Consider the following 15,899-nt stretch of genomic DNA (forward strand, 5'->3'; position numbering starts at 1 on the left):
GCTCAGACACGGAAGCGGAAGGAGGGGCGTCGGGGATGAGCACCAAGGACTTCATCGAGAAGGACTACTACAAGGTTCTCGGCGTCCCCAAGGACGCGACCGAGGCCGAGATCAAGAAGGCGTACCGGAAGCTCGCCCGCGAGTTCCACCCGGACGCCAACAAGGGCAACGACAAGGCCGAGGAGCGGTTCAAGGAGATCTCCGAGGCGAACGACGTCCTCGGCGACCCCAAGAAGCGCAAGGAGTACGACGAGGCCCGCGCCCTCTTCGGTGCCGGCGGGTTCCGCCCGGGACCGGGCGCGGGCGGCGGCAACTTCAACTTCGACCTGGGCGACCTCTTCGGCGGCGGCCCGCAGGGCGGCGGTGGTGCCGGCGGCTTCGGCGGCGGCATCGGCGACGTCTTCGGGGGCCTGTTCAACCGGGGTGGCGCGGGCACCGGCACGCGCACCCAGCCCCGGCGCGGACAGGACATCGACACCGAGGTCACGCTCAGCTTCACGGAGGCGATCGAGGGCGCGACGGTCCCGTTGCGGATGACCTCGCAGCAGGCGTGCAAGGCCTGTTCCGGCACCGGCGACAAGAACGGCACCCCGCGGGTGTGCCCGACCTGCGTCGGCACCGGACAGGTGGCGCGGGGCTCCGGCGGCGGCTTCTCGCTGACGGACCCCTGCCCGGACTGCAAGGGGCGCGGCCTGATCGCCGAGCACCCCTGCATGGAGTGCAAGGGCAGCGGCCGTGCCAAGTCCTCGCGCACCATGCAGGTCCGCATCCCGGCGGGCGTCACCGACGGGCAGCGGATCCGGCTGCGCGGCAAGGGCGCGCCCGGTGAGCGGGGCGGGCCGGCGGGCGACCTGTATGTCGTCGTGCACGTCGACGCGCACCCGGTGTTCGGCCGCAAGGACGACAACCTCACCGTCACCGTCCCGGTGACGTTCACGGAGGCGGCACTCGGCGGCGAGGTGCGGGTCCCGACCCTCGGTGGTCCGCCGGTGACGCTGAAGCTCCCCCCGGGCACCCCCAACGGGCGCACCATGCGCGCCCGTGGCAGGGGGGCGGTCCGCAAGGACGGCACCCGCGGCGACCTGTTGGTCACCGTCGAGGTGAGTGTTCCGAAGGATCTGTCGGGGAATGCTCGTGACGCACTGGAGGCGTATCGCGAGGCGACCGCGGGGGAGGACCCGCGGGCGGAGCTGTTCGAGGCCGCGAAGGGAGCTTGAGCGTGATGGACGGCCGTCGGCGCAACCCGTACGAACTGAACGAGGAGACCCCGGTCTACGTCATCTCGGTGGCGGCCCAGCTCTCCGGTCTGCATCCGCAGACGCTGCGTCAGTACGACCGTCTGGGTCTGGTCTCCCCCGACCGCACGGCCGGACGGGGCCGGCGCTACTCGGCCCGCGACATCGAACTGCTGCGCACCGTCCAGCAGTTGTCGCAGGACGAGGGCATCAACCTGGCCGGTATCAAGCGGATCATCGAACTGGAGAACCAGGTCGCGGCGCTCCAGTCCCGCGTGGCGGAGATGGAGGCGGCGCTGGAGGGCGCGGCGGCCGCGATGCGACAGCGTGAGGCCGCGGTGCACGCCTCCTACCGGCGGGACCTGGTCCCGTACCAGGAGGTCCAGCAGACCAGCGCGCTGGTGGTGTGGCGGCCGAAGCGGCCGGGGTCCTCCGACTGAGGGCCGCGACGCGGGGGTACGGCGCGACGGCACGTGTGTGAAGGGGCCCGGGAGACCTCCCGGGCCCCTTCGCGTGCGGCCGGTGGCGGGCCCCGGCGGACGCCGACACCCTTCGTGATCATGGTTCGACGGAGCGGCGATGGATTGTGTGAAACTTTACTTTTCCATGAACTTCCCATGGGTGAAGGGACCGTAAAAGGGCGTTTGGCGAAGAATGGGCAGGGCGTTCACGACCGACTGTGAGCGAAGCGGAGCATGATGTTGCTATCTCGTTAAGTGCCTCGGCTTGACGGCGACCGTTGTTGACGCGTTGGCTTTTCAGACACCTGGGTCACCATGCCGTACCCATGTCCGGATCGCACTTGAAGTGAGCCCCCGAATGCGCCGTATCGCCATAGCCGTGGCCGCGTCCACCATGACCCTCTCGTTGGCAGGCTGCGGCATGCTCGACGCATCGGGGGACGCCGCAGAAGCGAGCCCGACGAAGGGCAACGACGTCACGGTGGGCATCCTGATGCCGGAGAAGACGAACACGCGCTACGCGGACTTCGACTATCCGATCATCAAGGCGAAGGTCGCCTCCCTGACCAACAACCAGGGCCGGACCGCGTACGCCAACGCCGCCGCCGACGCGGACGTGCAGGCGACCCAGATGCAGAAGATGATCGACGACAAGGTCGACATCATCCTGCTGGACGCCGTCGACTCGCACTCCATCGCGGGCATGGTGAAGAAGGCCAAGGACGCGGGCATCCCCGTCATCGCCTACGACCGTCTGGCCGAGGGCCCGATCGACGCGTACATCTCCTTCGACAACGAGCTCGTCGGCGAGGTGCAGGGCCGCACGCTGGCCGAGCAGGTGGACAACTCCTCCGGCAAGATCGTCATGGTCAACGGTTCGCCCACCGACCCGAACGCCAAGCAGTTCAAGGCGGGCGCGCTCGCCGAGCTCGACGGCAAGGTGGTCATCGCCGACACCTGGGACACCAAGGACTGGAACCCCGACGTGGCCCAGGCCAAGATGACCAAGGCGATCGAGCGGATCGGCAAGGGCAACATCGCCGGCGTCTACGCGGCCAACGACGGTATGGCCGGCGGTGTCATCAAGGCCTTCAAGGCCGCGGGTGTCACCAACATGCCGCCGATCACCGGCCAGGACGCGGAGCTGGCGGGTGTCCAGCGGATCGTCGCCGGTCAGCAGTACATGAGCGTCTACAAGTCGTACCCGGAGGAGGCCGAGGCCGCCGCGCAGATGGCCGTCGCCAAGATCCAGGGTCACGACATCCAGTTCGACGCCCTGACCCGCGACAAGGTCGACAGCCCCACGAACAAGAACATCCCCTCGCTGCTGGTGAGCGTGGTCGCGCTGACCCAGGACAACATCAAGGACACCGTCGTCGCGGACGGCATCTACAAGGTGTCCGACATCTGCACGGCCGACTACAAGGCGGCCTGCTCCGCCCTCGGGCTCAAGTAGGGCTCGGCGCCGCACGGGCCGGGTGACGGCTCACGGGCCGGGTGACGGCTCACGGGCCGGCCGCCTCACCGCCCCACGCACGGCTCACCAGCCCACGAGTGGCTTCATCGGGATGAGCACGCCCTCCGGGGCGTGCTCCACCGGACGGCTGTCCATGAAGCCCGCCCGGTCGCGGTCGCCCGAGACGCGCACGCCCGTGACCTTCGCGTCGCGCGGCACGTCGTACCAGATCTCGACCTCGACGAGATCGTGGCCGCCGATCTCGACCTGGTCGTGCTGGCGTCGTACCGCCATCGCGAAGGTGTCCGCCCGTCCGCGCCGGCCGGCGACGCCCTCCAGGCGCTGCCGCGCCACCACGTACGTGTGGAACTCGGGGTCCTTGTTCTCCACCCGCAGCCGGACCGCGCAGAACTGACCGTCCGGTTGCGCCTCACTGTGCGACCCCGAGACGGCCGTGAGGCCACAACGCAGGGACAGCAGGGTGAACGTGAGGTGTCCGTCCTTGTGGGCCCTGGAGGGCCGTTGGACGGCCGCGGAGGCCGACGGGCCCGCCGGACCCCCGCCACCCGCGTCGCAGCCCGTGACGGGCAGCGTCAGCGCGGCCAGCGTCGTCCACATCAGTGCCTTCGGCAGGCGCCCTCTCGGCATACGGGAAGTGTCGGGCCGTCGGGGCCGAAAAGGGAGGGGGCGGACACGACGGGAAGGCGTGGGCGTCCGTCACCCGGGGGAGTGGATTCCGCCGAGTACCGGCCGGGTACGGAACACCACCGTCAGCTTGTGGCGATGCCATGAGCGGAGGTAGGCGGAAAGCGGGGCGAACCGGCTGTTTCCCACGGTCGGGCCGAGGGAAGCCGTGTTGCGGAGCAGGTAGGGTCCGCGCATAGTGGCGCCTGCGGAAGAGGCTGGAACCGGGGGTGGGACGGGCGATGGCCGGGCACGGGACGGAGCAGCATCCACACGGTGCCGACCGACTGTGCGAGGCCGGGGATCGGGTGTATTCCCGGGCCGTACGGCGCGGGCGGGTGCGCCGTCGTGACGCCGATCCGGTGCCCTGCCTCCTGGAACTGGCCCTGCTGCACCCGGACCCCGACGACATGGACTGGCTGGTGCCGACCGCGCCGCAGGAGGTCATGACGCGGCTGCTGCGCGCGGTGCACGACGAGGTCAGCGCGAGCCGGCACCGGGTGGGCGCGGCGGTCGCGGCCGTCGAGTGGTACGCGGGCCTGGGCGGCCGGCTGCCGTCCTCCGGCACCGAGGGCAGCTCGATCCGCGTCCTGGAGGGCCTGTCCCGGATCCAGACGGCGATGGACGAGGCGACCGAGGCCTGCACGACGGAGGTGCTGACGGTGCAGCCGGGCGGCATCCGCCGCGAGGCCGAGCTGTCCGAGGGGCTGCACCGGGCGCTGACGCTGCGCGGGCGCGGGGTGCGGATGCGCGACCTGTACAACCATGTGGCCCGGCACGGGCAGGGCCTGCTCAACTACCTGGAGCTGATGGGCGACACGGTCGAGGCGCGCACCCTCGACGAGGTCGTCGACCGGCTCATCCTGTTCGACCGCACGGTCGCCTTCATCCCCGCCAACGCCGATCACACCATGGCCCTGGAGCTCAGACACCCGGCCCTGGTCGGCTACTTCGCCACGGTCTTCGAGCGGTTCTGGCGGCTGGCGATCCCGCTCACCGCCCCGTTGCCCGACACCGGCATCGAGGGCATCTCGCACCGCGAGCAGTCCATCGCGGCGCTGCTCGCGGAGGGGCACCAGGACGCGGTGATCGCGGAGCGCCTCGGCATCAGCGTCCGCACCTGCCGGGCGCACATCGCGCGGCTGTCGGAGACGCTGGGCGCGGCGAGCCGCACCCAACTGGGCGTCAGGATCGCCCAGGTCGGCCTGGACAGCTCCGCGCCCACCCCCGGTGCGCCGCAGGTCGCCCTGCCCGATCAGGGGTCCCCGACCGCCCTTTGAGGGGGCCGGGCGAGGGCGCCCCGGGTCACGCCCCGCCGTCGTCGGCCACGCCCGGGTGGTCCTGGTTGAGGATCCCCGACTGGGCTATCAGATAGCCGAGTTGGGCACGGCTGCCGCTGCCCAGGGCGGTGGCCAGTTTGGCTATGTGGGCCCGGCAGGTGCGTACGTTCATGCCCAGCCGGCGCGCGATGGCCTCGTCCACATGGCCCTCCACGAGAAGCTTGGCGATGGAGTGCTGGATGTCGGTGATGCCGTCCGGGGCGGTCTCGTAGGGGGCTCCGGCGCTCAGCGGCACCGCGCGGTTCCACATGAACTCGAACACCTTGACCAGGTAGCTGACCAGACCGGGGTGGCGCAGTTCCAGGGCGACCTGCCGGTCCTCGCGGACCGGGATGAAGGCCACGGTCTCGTCGCAGATGATCAGCCGCTCGACGAGTTCGTCGATGGTGCGGTACTCCGCCTTGCCGTCGGCGAACTGGTCGACGTAGGCGAGTCTTTCGGGGCTGTAGCGCGCGGTGTGCTGGTACAGGGTGCGGATGCGCACCCCGCGTTCGATCAGCGGCCGGTCGCGCTCCAGTCCCTCGATGAGCCGGCGTTCCGGGTGGCGGGCGCTCGGCTGGACCGTGAGCACCTCGTGCCGGCACTGGGCGGTGGCCAGGTCGAGTGCCGCGTTGATCCGGTCGAGTCCCTCCAGCACCCGGACGGAGTCCGTGGCCGCCGTCACCTGGGCGCTCAGGGCCATGAACGGCTCGAAGGCCCCGGCCAGGTCGGTGGACAGCCGCCGCCGCTCGCTGATCTCGCGCTCTATGGCGTTCAGACGCTGGGCCAGGACGACCGAGGGGGGAACCGGCAGCAGCCAGTTCGATTCGTCGGGGTCGGGGTGCAGCAGGGCGAACTCCATCAGACACGGAGCGGCCGCCACCTCGGCGCGGGCGATACGCCCCGTGCGCAGGGCGTTCGCGTAGAGGCGTCCGCCGTCCTCGCACAATTCCGTCAAGGCGTGGGGATGCGTCTCGTTAGTCCGATTCGTTGCCAAATCTCCACCCCCCAGGGTCCTGAACATGCAGGAACATGATGCATTGATTGTGTGGCCATGACGTGCCCGAATGAGCCATCGTCTTACTCGACGGGGGAAGAGGGGACCTTCAAGTGAGGACGAAGCCGACTATGCGTAAGAGAATGCTTCGCTCGGTGCTTGTCGCCGCCTTCTCCGCCGTTGTGGCCTTCGGAACGCTGAGTGGCCTCTCTGGTGCGAAGGGTGACGCACGGGCGGACACCGTCTGGTCAGTGCCCGGTGCCCACGACGCGGCCGGCGACGGCGACACCGTCGTCACACCGAATGACACCGTGTGGAGTTGACGTGACCACCCCACCCGACGACCGCTCCTTCCGACGCGAGATGGCCACCGCCTACCGCTCCGGCTGGCACTTCATCGACCTGGTCACCGCCATCCCCCACAGCGGCGACTCGCTGATGGTGACCGTCTTCGGTGAGCCGGTCGTCGTCACGCGGGACGAGGACGAGGACGTACGGGCGTACCGGTGCCTGCGGCGGCCTCGCGGTGCGCCGCAGCCCGTGCGGTGTGCCATCCGGTACGGAATGATCTTTGTGAACCTGGATCGGCGGGACCACCGGCTTGCGGAGCCGGACGTTCCTGACATCAGGACCATCTCGGCCACCCCCCGCAGTGCCTGACGCGATTCCCCCGTCGTAAAAGATCGCGCAGGTACTTCCCCCCGCAGCGGCGTCACCGTGACCTGAACACGGTGACGCCGCTGCAGTTTTGCGGGACATTTCCGGGAATCGACGTGTTCCACGGGTGACCGAAAAGGATCGTCCGCCGGTGCTCCCCCGGCGTCCGTCCCGCCTCCTCAGCCCCGCCCCATCGCCCGGGTCAGCTCGATCTCGATCACGACGCGGGACGGGTTGGGCGCGGGCACCCGCTCGTAGCGCTCGGCGTAACGCCGCTCCGCCTCCGCGATCCGCTCCGGATCGGTGCGCACGAAGGCCCGGCCCTCCAGCGTGGCCCAGCGGCGGCCGTCGACCTGGCACACCGCCACGGGCGCGCCCGCCGCCCCCGCGGCACTCACGTGCGCCACCTTCGCGCTCGCCTTGTTCGTGATCACCCGAGCCAATCGTGCCTCGGGGTCGTATGTCACTCCGACGGGTACGACGTGCGGGGTGCCGTCCTGGCGTGTCGTCGTCAGCGTGCACAGGTGCCGTTCCCGCCAGAAGGCGAGATACGACCGGTCCGGGCTGCCCGGGTTCTGCGGATATGCGGCCATGCCCGGAAATTTAGTCCCCCGCGAGCTCCCAGTCGCTTCTTGAGCGGAATAGACTCAACTTTGTGTACGTTGGTTGAGTCAGGACCGGGAGACGTGGGCAGTACGCCGACGCTGGGAGGAGAACGCGAACGTGGACGCCGAGCTGACCAACAGGAGCCGGGACGCGATCAACGCGGCCGGCAGCCGGGCCGTGTCCGAGGGCCATCCGGACCTCACCCCCGCCCATCTGCTGCTCGCGCTGCTCGCGGGGCAGGACAACGAGAACATCATCGACCTGCTGGCCGCCGTCGGCGCGGACCAGGCCACCGTGCGCGCCGACGCCGAGCGGGCGCTGGCCCAGCTGCCCAGCGTGACCGGCTCCACCGTCGCGCCCCCGCAGCCCAACCGCGAACTGCTCGCCGTCCTCGCCGACGCCCAGCGGCGCGCCAAGGACCTCGGCGACGACTACGTCTCCACCGAGCACCTGCTGATCGGGACCGCCGCGAAGGGCGGCGCGGCCGGCGAGGTGCTCTCCCGGCGAGGGGCCGGGGCGGACCAGCTCCAGGAGGCCTTCCGCAAGTCGAGAGGAGGGCGCCGGGTGACCACCGCGGACCCCGAGGGGCAGTACAAGGCGCTGGAGAAGTTCGGGACCGACTTCACCGCCGCCGCGCGGGAGGGCAGGCTCGACCCCGTCATCGGACGGGACCACGAGATCCGGCGGGTCGTGCAGGTGCTGTCCCGCCGCACCAAGAACAACCCGGTGCTCATCGGCGAGCCCGGCGTCGGCAAGACCGCCGTCGTGGAGGGGCTCGCGCAGCGGATCGTGAAGGGGGACGTGCCCGAGTCCCTGAAGAACAAGCGGCTGGTCGCGCTGGACCTCGGGGCCATGGTGGCCGGGGCGAAGTACCGGGGCGAGTTCGAGGAGCGGCTGAAGACGGTCCTCGCCGAGATCAAGGACTCCGACGGGCAGGTCATCACCTTCATCGACGAGCTGCACACCGTCGTGGGCGCGGGCGCCGGCGGCGACTCGGCCATGGACGCGGGCAACATGCTCAAGCCCATGCTCGCCCGCGGTGAGCTGCGCATGGTGGGCGCCACCACGCTGGACGAGTACCGGGAGCGGATCGAGAAGGACCCGGCCCTGGAACGGCGGTTCCAGCAGGTGCTGGTCGCCGAGCCGACCGTCGAGGACACCATCGCCATCCTGCGCGGGCTCAAGGGACGCTACGAGGCCCACCACAAGGTCCAGATCGCCGACAGCGCGCTGGTCGCGGCGGCCACCCTGTCCGACCGGTACATCACCTCCCGCTTCCTGCCCGACAAGGCCATCGACCTGGTCGACGAGGCGGCCTCCCGGCTGCGCATGGAGATCGATTCGTCCCCGGTCGAGATCGACGAGCTCCAGCGGGTCGTGGACCGGCTGAAGATGGAGGAGCTGGCGATCGGCAAGGAGACCGACGCCGCCAGCCGGGAACGGCTGGAGAAGCTGCGCCGCGACCTCGCCGACAAGGAGGAGGAGCTGCGGGGGCTCACCGCCCGCTGGGAGAAGGAGAAGCAGTCCCTCAACCGGGTCGGCGAACTGAAGGAGCGGCTCGACGGCCTGCGCGGCCAGGCCGAACGGGCCCAGCGCGACGGCGACTTCGACACCGCCTCCAAGCTGCTGTACGGCGAGATCCCGGCCCTGGAGCGCGACCTGGAGGCCGCGTCCGAGGCCGAGGAGGAGGTCTCCCGGGACACCATGGTCAAGGAGGAGGTCGGCTCCGACGACATCGCGGACGTCGTCGCCTCCTGGACCGGGATCCCGGCGGGCCGTCTGCTGGAGGGCGAGACGCAGAAGCTGCTGCGCATGGAGGACGAGCTCGGCAAGCGGCTCATCGGTCAGTCCGAGGCCGTACGGGCCGTCTCCGACGCGGTGCGGCGCAGCCGCGCGGGCATCTCCGACCCGGACCGGCCCACCGGCTCCTTCCTCTTCCTCGGCCCGACCGGGGTCGGCAAGACCGAGCTGGCCAAGGCGCTGGCGGACTTCCTCTTCGACGACGAGCGGGCGATGATCCGCATCGACATGTCGGAGTACGGCGAGAAGCACAGCGTGGCCCGGCTGGTCGGCGCCCCGCCCGGCTACGTCGGCTACGAGGAGGGCGGCCAGCTCACCGAGGCGGTCCGCCGCCGTCCGTACAGCGTCGTGCTGCTGGACGAGGTGGAGAAGGCGCACCCCGAGGTCTTCGACGTCCTGCTCCAGGTCCTCGACGACGGCCGGCTGACCGACGGCCAGGGCCGGACGGTCGACTTCCGCAACGTCATCCTGGTGCTCACCTCCAACCTGGGCAGCCAGTTCCTGGTGGACCCGACGGTGGGTGAGGCGGAGAAGAAGCAGCAGGTGCTGGAGGTGGTCCGGGCGTCCTTCAAGCCGGAGTTCCTCAACCGGCTCGACGACCTGGTGGTCTTCTCGGCCCTGTCCAAGGAGGAGCTGGGCCGGATCGCCCGCCTCCAGATCGACCGGCTCGCCCGGCGGCTGGCCGAGCGGCGGCTGACCCTGGAGATCACCGACGAGGCCCTGGCCTGGCTCGCCGACGAGGGCAACGACCCCGCCTACGGCGCCCGGCCGCTGCGCCGGCTGGTCCAGACGGCCATCGGCGACCGGCTGGCCAGGGAGATCCTGTCCGGCGAGGTCAAGGACGGCGACACGGTCCGCGTGGACGCCTTCGGCGACGGGCTGATCGTGGGTCCGGCGACCGGCAAGACGCTGTGACGCACGGGCGGCACCGCGCCCGACGCGGTGCCGTCCGGTACGGCGGCGGACGGACCGCCGCGACAGGCCCGTCCGGGGTTGCCACTCCCCGTGCCGGATGGGAGAGGATGGCAGCATCCGTACGAAGGGAAATTCACGGTGACCATCGACCCGTCCTCGATTCCGAACTTCGGGGGCCAGCCCGAGCCGCAGCCGCAGGGACCGGCGGGCCCCGTCGTCCCGGATCAGGACCTCGTGAAGCAGCTCCTCGACCAGATGGAGCTGAAGTACGTCGTGGACGAGGAGGGCGACCTCGCGGCGCCCTGGGAGCAGTTCCGTACGTACTTCATGTTCCGTGGCGAGGCCGACCAGCAGGTGTTCTCGGTGCGGACCTTCTACGACCGTCCGCACAAGATCGACGAGAAGCCCCAGCTGCTGGAGTCCATCGACGACTGGAACCGTCGCACGCTGTGGCCCAAGGTCTACACGCACACGCACGACGACGGCACGGTCCGTCTCATCGGCGAGGCCCAGATGCTGATCGGCACCGGGGTCGCCCTCGAGCACTTCGTGTCGTCGACGGTGAGCTGGGTGCGGGCCGCCATCGAGTTCGACAAGTGGCTCGTGGAGCAGCTCGGCCTGGAGCAGGACGTCAACGACACGGAGGAGCCCGAGGAAGGCGAGGAGTAGTCCGCCTCCGGGTCCTCGGGGCGGGGCAGCCCGTCCCCGGGTCCTACAGCGGTGCGTGCGCGATCGCTACCAGGTACGCGCCGTAGACGAACGAGAGCCCGGCCAGGGCGCCGACCACCGCGGTCGCGTGCCAGGGCCGGGCTCTCGCCGTACGCACCAGGGCCCGCGCGGGTGGCAGCAGCAGCGGGAAGGCGGGCAGCAGGAAGCGCGGCTTGCACTCGAAGAAGCCCGCGCCGCCGAGGGCGACCACCATCAGGGCGCTGGTGTAGACGACCAGGGGGAGCGGGGGCCGGTCCAGGAGCAGCAGGACGTACAGGAGCACCGCCGCCGCGACGATCACCAGCGACATCGGGAAGACGAACCGGGCCTTGTACAGCAGGAGGATCCGGGTGAACCGCAGTGCGTCGTGGCCGAGGTCGAAGCGGGACCCCCAGCCCGCCTGCACCGTGAAGTAGCCGCCGAACAGGTCCCCGGTCCGCCGGCCCACCCACAGGAGGTACGCGCTCCAGCCGAGCGGGGCGAGCACCACGCCCGCCCACAGCCCGGGGGAGACCCGGCCGAGCCGGCGGCGCTCGTGCCAGACCTCGCAGGCGGCCGCCGCGACGACGGCCGCCGCCACCGCGCAGCCGTTGGGCCGGGACAGTCCCGCGAGCGCGGCCAGCGAGCCGGCCCACAGCCAGCGGCGGGTGAGGACCGCGTACAGCGACCAGGCGGCGAACGCCGTGAGCAGCGGCTCGGTGTACGCCATCGACAGCACGACCGAGTGCGGGAGCAGTCCCCACAGCAGCACCAGCGTGCAGGCGACGGCCCGGCCGTGCAGCAGGGCGCCGCACCGGTAGATCCCGCAGGCCGCGGCGACGGCCGCCAGCCACGACACCAGCAGGCCCGCCCCGCCCCCGCCGAGCGGGCTGAGCGCCGTCACCCCGCGCACGAGGGCCGGGTAGAGCGGGAAGAACGCCAGGTCGCTCTGGACGACGCCCGGCTGCGGATACAGGACGCGGCCGTAGCCGTTCGCGGCGATGCCCAGGTACCACAGGGAGTCCCAGGACCGTCCGAGCAGGGCGAGCGGCTGCTTGTCCCAGGTCCAGGCGGTCGTGGCGAGCACGGCGGCACCGGCCAGCCGCGCGGCCACGAACAGGCCCACGGCGACGCCGACCCCCGGCGGCGGGAGTGTCCGGGGGTCCGGCAGCCGGGGGCGGGGCAGCCGCGGACGGGCCCGGCCCCGTCGTTCGGGCTCCGGCACCGCGAGGCGGAGCGTGGTGGCGCTGGTGTGAGTCACACCCGCACCTTGCAAGAGCGCCGCAGGGGTGCGCGAGCAGGGCGCGGCCGGACGGGTGCGCTCGCCCGCCGCCCGGCGCGGCGGCGTGACCCGGGGGTCCGGACGTGCTGTCGCCCGGCCCGCGGGGCGTCAGGCCGCCAGGGACTTCAGGCGCCGCACCGCCTCCTCCAGCACCTCGGTCTTCTTGCAGAACGCGAAGCGGACGAAGGGGGCGCCGGCCTCGCGGTGGTCGTAGAAGACCGCGTTCGGGATGGCGACCACCCCGGCCCGCTCCGGCAGGGCGCGGCAGAAGGCGAAGCCGTCGCTCTCGCCGAGCGGGCGGACGTCGGTGGTGACGAAGTAGGTGCCGGCCGGCCGGAAGACCTCGAAGCCCGCCTCGGCGAGACCGGAAGCCAGCAGGTCGCGCTTGGCCAGCAGGTCCGCGCGCAGGGCGTGGAAGTAGGAGTCGGGCAGCGACAGCGCCTCGGCGACCGCGTACTGGAACGGTCCGGCCGACACGTACGTCAGGAACTGCTTCGCCGAGCGCACCGCCGTGACCAGGCCGGTCGGCGCGGTGATCCAGCCGACCTTCCAGCCGGTGAAGGAGAAGGTCTTGCCGGCCGACCCGATCGTGACCGTGCGCTCGCGCATCCCGGGGAAACCGGCGAGCGGCAGGTGCTCGGCCCCGTCGAAGACGAGGTGCTCGTACACCTCGTCGGTGACCACCAGCAGATCGCGCTCCACGGCCAGCTCCGCGATCGCCGTCAGCTCCTCGCGGGTGAGGACCGTGCCGGTCGGGTTGTGCGGGGTGTTGACCAGCAGCAGACGGGTGCGGTCGGTGACCGCGGCGCGCAGCTCGTCGAGGTCCAGGCGGAACGCGCCGTCGTGGGGGCGCAGGGTGACCGGCACCCGGGTGCCGCCCGCCATCGCGACGCAGGCCGCGTAGGAGTCGTAGTAGGGCTCCAGGGCGATCACCTCGTCGCCCGGCTCCAGCAGGGCGAGCAGGGCCGCGGCGATGGCCTCCGTGGCGCCGGCCGTGACCAGGACCTCGGTGTCGGGGTCGTAGGACAGGCCGTAACGGCGCTGCTGGTGCGCGGCGACGGCGGTGCGCAGCTCGGGGATGCCGGGGCCCGGCGGGTACTGGTTGCCGAGGCCGTCGCGCAGCGCGCGCACCGCGGCCTCCCTGACCTCCTCGGGACCGTCCGTGTCGGGGAAGCCCTGGCCCAGGTTGATCGCCCCGGTCCGCACGGCCAGCGCCGACATCTCGGCGAAGATCGTCGTCCCGAACTCGGCGAGCCGGCGGTTGAGGAAGGGGCGTGCGCTGGAGGTCATGCGGGCCATCCTGCGCCGAATCTCCGGAGTTGTTCAACTCACCTTCGCCGAAGGTTCCCTGTGTCGGTGGACGGCCGGCTGTCACATGCCTGTGACGCAAGATCGACGAGTCCGGCACGAGTGATCTTTAGCGTTGTTCTCGCCGGTCGGAGAGGTCGGCACGGCCGAAGCAACGTCGCCAGGAGCAGATATGCGCACCGCACTCCGCACCACCCTCGCCGCCCTCGCCCTCGTCGGGACGGCCGCGGCTTCCGTCGTCTCGGCCGGTGCCACCGCCAGTGCCGCCACCCCGGCCGCGCCGTCGGCGGGCAGCGCCTGTGTCGCGGCCAAGACCGTCCCCTCCGTCTTCGGCGGGATGAAGGTCCAGCTGGTCAACAGCGCGCACAGCGGCGCGTCCGCCAAGCTCCTGGACTCCAAGGGTCACGTCGTCGCGACCGTCGACCAGAGCAAGCCCACGGACCTGGCCGACGGCCTGAGGATCACCGGAGTGCTCGGCGCCAAGCCCGTCTTCGGGCAGCGCAGCGAGGGCGGGCCGACCCCCTGGCGCAGCACCGCCTTCCCGGCCCTGTCCGCCGACTGCACCCTGAGCGGCAAGCTCGTGCGCACCCTGCGCCTCGACTCCCGTACGACCGCGCAGATCTTCAAGGTCTCCGCCGGCCACTACCAGGCCCGCGTCTTCCGGGACGGCAGGCTGGTGCGTTTCCTCGACGCCCACGGCCGCTCCGGCGCCGCCCTGTACGGCAGCCGCACGCTGGTGCTGAACCCGGACGGCACGACCGCCACCTGGACCGGGTCCGAGACCGCGCCCGCGCCCCGGCTCGGCCGCTACAAGCTGGTCAACGGCGCGACCGTGAAGATCGTCAAGCGCGACGGCGTGTACGGGGCGCAGCTGACCACCGGCCACGGCACGTTCCCCGTCTCGTGGGCCAAGGGCCGCCCGGTCGTCCTCCAGGACGACGTCACCCTGGTCGTCCTGGGCCCCGACGGCACCCTCAGCAGCCACATCCACGGCCGGTCCGTCCAGAAGGCCCCGGTCTACCTGGGCGCCTGACGGCCCTGAGGTGCGAACAGCCCCTGATCTGCACTCCGGTGCAGGTCAGGGGCCTTTTTCTCGGTCGGACCCTCAGAAGTTGCTCAACTCTGCTTTGGCGGCGGAGGCGACCGGGCATCCCCAGTCCACGCAAGGCACGAGGCGCCCACGGGGGGCCGCTTCGGGGGAATCGGAAGGAGGGTGACGCCATGGTCTTCGGCATCATCCTGGCGGTCGCCGTGGTCCTGTTCGTGGGTGCCGCCGCGTCCGCGGCGCGCAGGGACGGCGCGCGGGCGTACGGCGGCGGCCGTCGGCGCGGCGGCGGCAGCGGCGGCAGCGGCAGCAGCTGGTGGGCCGGCGGGGGAGACTCCGGCTCGTCCTCGGGCGGTCACTCCGGTGGCCACTCGGGTGGCCATTCAGGCGGGCATTCGGGTGGTCACTCGTGCGGGGGCGGGTCGTCCTGCGGGGGCGGCTCCTCCTGCGGCGGCGGGTCGTCCTGCGGCGGCGGGGGCGGATGCGGCGGAGGCAGCTGACACGGGGCAGCCGAGCTCCAGCAGGGGGAGCCGTATCCGACGGACAGGGTCCGGACATTCGTTCGGGCCCTGTCACGCGCGGGTGTGCGCCGTGGGGCTCCGGCGCACGCCGTGGTTGAACAGTTGAGCTGTCGGGCCCTCTGAGGGATGGAAACCCCACGAAGTTGGGTAAAAACGCTGTGGCAGCACCACAGTTCATGATTCCCTCTAAACCACCGTCGCAGCCCCTCGGACGTCTTGCGCGGACACCCCTCCCGACCGGGCTGACCGGGTCGAATTCCCGCCGTCGACCGGTGCCGACCGGAGTCGGCCGGGGGGCGACCGGGGTGCGCCGGACCAACACCCCCTTTTTCTTTGCGTGCTTGCGGAGCCGATCCATGCTCACGACCCTGAACACCTCCTACACCGACACGCGCGCGGCGGACCTCGCCTGGGCCCTGGGGCGCGAGCCGCTCCCCGCCCTGGCCACACTCGACCTCGAACTGGACGGTGCCAAGCTCCAGTTGAGACTGCTCGGCGCGTCCCACCAGGTGCTGGTGGAGCAGGAGCAGGGCCGCTGTTCGGAGACGGTGGCCTGCATCCCCGGCAGCAGCACACCCCTCCCGCTCGGCGTCGCCAAACGGGTGGACGACTGGGAGTACGAGTTCGCCGCGCGCGTCGAGGTCCTCTCGCCGGGCTCGTTCGCGGGCCGCGCCCAGGAACTGCTGGCCCTCGTCTGCGACCACCCGAACGGCCTCGCGGGCGTCTTCCCCGGCAGCCCGCACGCGTTCACGGCCATGCTCGCCCAGCGCCACGACGGTCATGTGCACTGGCGCACCTGGCACGCCTACCCGCAGGACGGCCAGTTGGTGGCGACCCGGACCCGGGTCGGGATGCGGGCCCCGGCGGGCCGGTGCGGCCGGCTCAGCCGGTCCGGGGTCTGACGCCGGTAAACACAAGGCACTCGA

At 71.3% G+C, this 15,899-nt stretch carries 15 protein-coding genes; 10 read left to right on the forward strand and 5 right to left on the reverse strand.

Translation table 11 applies throughout. The annotated features are described in order from the left end of the window. Positions 1-35 precede the first annotated feature (35 nt). From dnaJ to ACZ60B_RS04235, 3 genes are all read left to right on the forward strand, one after another. Complete coding sequence (gene dnaJ / locus ACZ60B_RS04225; RefSeq protein ID WP_450661227.1) at positions 36-1,217, forward strand: molecular chaperone DnaJ; 1,182 nt, start codon at positions 36-38, stop codon at positions 1,215-1,217. Positions 1,218-1,222: 5 nt separating this feature from the next. Next, positions 1,223-1,675 (forward strand): heat shock protein transcriptional repressor HspR, encoded by a 453-nt coding sequence (locus ACZ60B_RS04230; protein ID WP_450661420.1) that lies wholly within the window; start codon positions 1,223-1,225, stop codon positions 1,673-1,675. Between the two features lie 379 nt (positions 1,676-2,054). Next, positions 2,055-3,152: a sugar ABC transporter substrate-binding protein gene (locus ACZ60B_RS04235; protein ID WP_469384001.1), complete on the forward strand. Its 1,098-nt coding sequence runs from the start codon at positions 2,055-2,057 to the stop codon at positions 3,150-3,152. Positions 3,153-3,236: 84 nt separating this feature from the next. On the opposite strand, the gene ACZ60B_RS04240 is transcribed toward ACZ60B_RS04235, so the two are convergent. Beyond that, positions 3,237-3,800 carry a DUF4352 domain-containing protein gene (locus tag ACZ60B_RS04240; RefSeq protein WP_469384003.1) on the reverse strand — a complete coding sequence of 188 codons (564 nt, stop codon included), beginning with the start codon at positions 3,798-3,800 and terminating at the stop codon, positions 3,237-3,239. Between the two features lie 278 nt (positions 3,801-4,078). On the opposite strand from ACZ60B_RS04240, the gene ACZ60B_RS04245 reads away from it, so the two are divergent. Further along, a complete protein-coding gene (locus ACZ60B_RS04245; RefSeq protein WP_469384005.1) occupies positions 4,079-5,116 on the forward strand; it encodes a helix-turn-helix transcriptional regulator in 1,038 nt (345 codons plus the stop codon). Between the two features lie 25 nt (positions 5,117-5,141). Here ACZ60B_RS04245 and ACZ60B_RS04250 read toward each other — a convergent pair whose 3' ends face one another. Further along, entirely contained in the window at positions 5,142-6,179 is a 1,038-nt protein-coding gene (locus ACZ60B_RS04250) for a helix-turn-helix transcriptional regulator (RefSeq protein ID WP_469384007.1), read from the reverse strand. 297 nt (positions 6,180-6,476) lie between these two features. Between ACZ60B_RS04250 and ACZ60B_RS04255 the strand changes: the two genes are divergently transcribed. Next, on the forward strand, positions 6,477-6,812 hold the full coding sequence (locus ACZ60B_RS04255; RefSeq protein WP_338017542.1) for a hypothetical protein: 336 nt from the start codon (positions 6,477-6,479) through the stop codon (positions 6,810-6,812). A gap of 176 nt (positions 6,813-6,988) precedes the next feature. Here ACZ60B_RS04255 and ACZ60B_RS04260 read toward each other — a convergent pair whose 3' ends face one another. Then, complete coding sequence (locus ACZ60B_RS04260; RefSeq protein ID WP_469384008.1) at positions 6,989-7,402, reverse strand: pyridoxamine 5'-phosphate oxidase family protein; 414 nt, start codon at positions 7,400-7,402, stop codon at positions 6,989-6,991. 130 nt (positions 7,403-7,532) lie between these two features. Between ACZ60B_RS04260 and clpB the strand changes: the two genes are divergently transcribed. Further along, positions 7,533-10,130, forward strand: a complete 2,598-nt coding sequence (clpB, locus tag ACZ60B_RS04265) for an ATP-dependent chaperone ClpB (protein ID WP_469384009.1) — start codon at positions 7,533-7,535, stop codon at positions 10,128-10,130. A gap of 138 nt (positions 10,131-10,268) precedes the next feature. Continuing rightward, positions 10,269-10,799, forward strand: a complete 531-nt coding sequence (locus tag ACZ60B_RS04270) for a YbjN domain-containing protein (protein ID WP_469384011.1) — start codon at positions 10,269-10,271, stop codon at positions 10,797-10,799. Positions 10,800-10,842: 43 nt separating this feature from the next. Here the strand turns inward: ACZ60B_RS04270 and ACZ60B_RS04275 are convergent, their stop codons facing one another. Beyond that, positions 10,843-12,003, reverse strand: coding sequence for a hypothetical protein (locus ACZ60B_RS04275; protein ID WP_469384099.1), 1,161 nt, complete (start codon positions 12,001-12,003; stop codon positions 10,843-10,845). 204 nt (positions 12,004-12,207) lie between these two features. Then, positions 12,208-13,398, reverse strand: coding sequence for a pyridoxal phosphate-dependent aminotransferase (locus ACZ60B_RS04280; protein ID WP_469384012.1), 1,191 nt, complete (start codon positions 13,396-13,398; stop codon positions 12,208-12,210). A gap of 181 nt (positions 13,399-13,579) precedes the next feature. Between ACZ60B_RS04280 and ACZ60B_RS04285 the strand changes: the two genes are divergently transcribed. The 3 genes from ACZ60B_RS04285 to ACZ60B_RS04295 all read left to right on the forward strand — a co-directional run bounded on the left by ACZ60B_RS04285 (position 13,580) and on the right by ACZ60B_RS04295 (position 15,875). Further along, positions 13,580-14,440, forward strand: a complete 861-nt coding sequence (locus ACZ60B_RS04285; RefSeq protein WP_469384013.1) for a hypothetical protein — start codon at positions 13,580-13,582, stop codon at positions 14,438-14,440. Positions 14,441-14,628: 188 nt separating this feature from the next. Continuing rightward, entirely contained in the window at positions 14,629-14,952 is a 324-nt protein-coding gene (locus ACZ60B_RS04290) for a hypothetical protein (protein ID WP_469384015.1), read from the forward strand. A 377-nt stretch (positions 14,953-15,329) separates the two neighbouring features. Next, entirely contained in the window at positions 15,330-15,875 is a 546-nt protein-coding gene (locus tag ACZ60B_RS04295; RefSeq protein ID WP_469384018.1) for a DUF2617 family protein, read from the forward strand. Positions 15,876-15,899: the final 24 nt, after the last annotated feature.

It is taken from the genome of Streptomyces sp. NPDC104096 (assembly GCF_055584385.1).

Bases quoted from the DNA above. Each gene is read 5' to 3' on its own strand.
- dnaJ (WP_450661227.1), top strand. From the start codon at position 36: ATGAGCACCAAGGACTTCATCGAGAAGGACTACTACAAGGTTCTCGGC.
- ACZ60B_RS04230 (WP_450661420.1), top strand. From the start codon at position 1,223: ATGGACGGCCGTCGGCGCAACCCGTACGAACTGAACGAGGAGACCCCG.
- ACZ60B_RS04235 (WP_469384001.1), top strand. From the start codon at position 2,055: ATGCGCCGTATCGCCATAGCCGTGGCCGCGTCCACCATGACCCTCTCG.
- ACZ60B_RS04240 (WP_469384003.1), bottom strand. From the start codon at position 3,800: ATGCCGAGAGGGCGCCTGCCGAAGGCACTGATGTGGACGACGCTGGCC.
- ACZ60B_RS04245 (WP_469384005.1), top strand. From the start codon at position 4,079: ATGGCCGGGCACGGGACGGAGCAGCATCCACACGGTGCCGACCGACTG.
- ACZ60B_RS04250 (WP_469384007.1), bottom strand. From the start codon at position 6,179: ATGTTCAGGACCCTGGGGGGTGGAGATTTGGCAACGAATCGGACTAAC.
- ACZ60B_RS04260 (WP_469384008.1), bottom strand. From the start codon at position 7,402: ATGGCCGCATATCCGCAGAACCCGGGCAGCCCGGACCGGTCGTATCTC.
- ACZ60B_RS04280 (WP_469384012.1), bottom strand. From the start codon at position 13,398: ATGGCCCGCATGACCTCCAGCGCACGCCCCTTCCTCAACCGCCGGCTC.
- ACZ60B_RS04285 (WP_469384013.1), top strand. From the start codon at position 13,580: ATGCGCACCGCACTCCGCACCACCCTCGCCGCCCTCGCCCTCGTCGGG.
- ACZ60B_RS04290 (WP_469384015.1), top strand. From the start codon at position 14,629: ATGGTCTTCGGCATCATCCTGGCGGTCGCCGTGGTCCTGTTCGTGGGT.
- ACZ60B_RS04295 (WP_469384018.1), top strand. From the start codon at position 15,330: ATGCTCACGACCCTGAACACCTCCTACACCGACACGCGCGCGGCGGAC.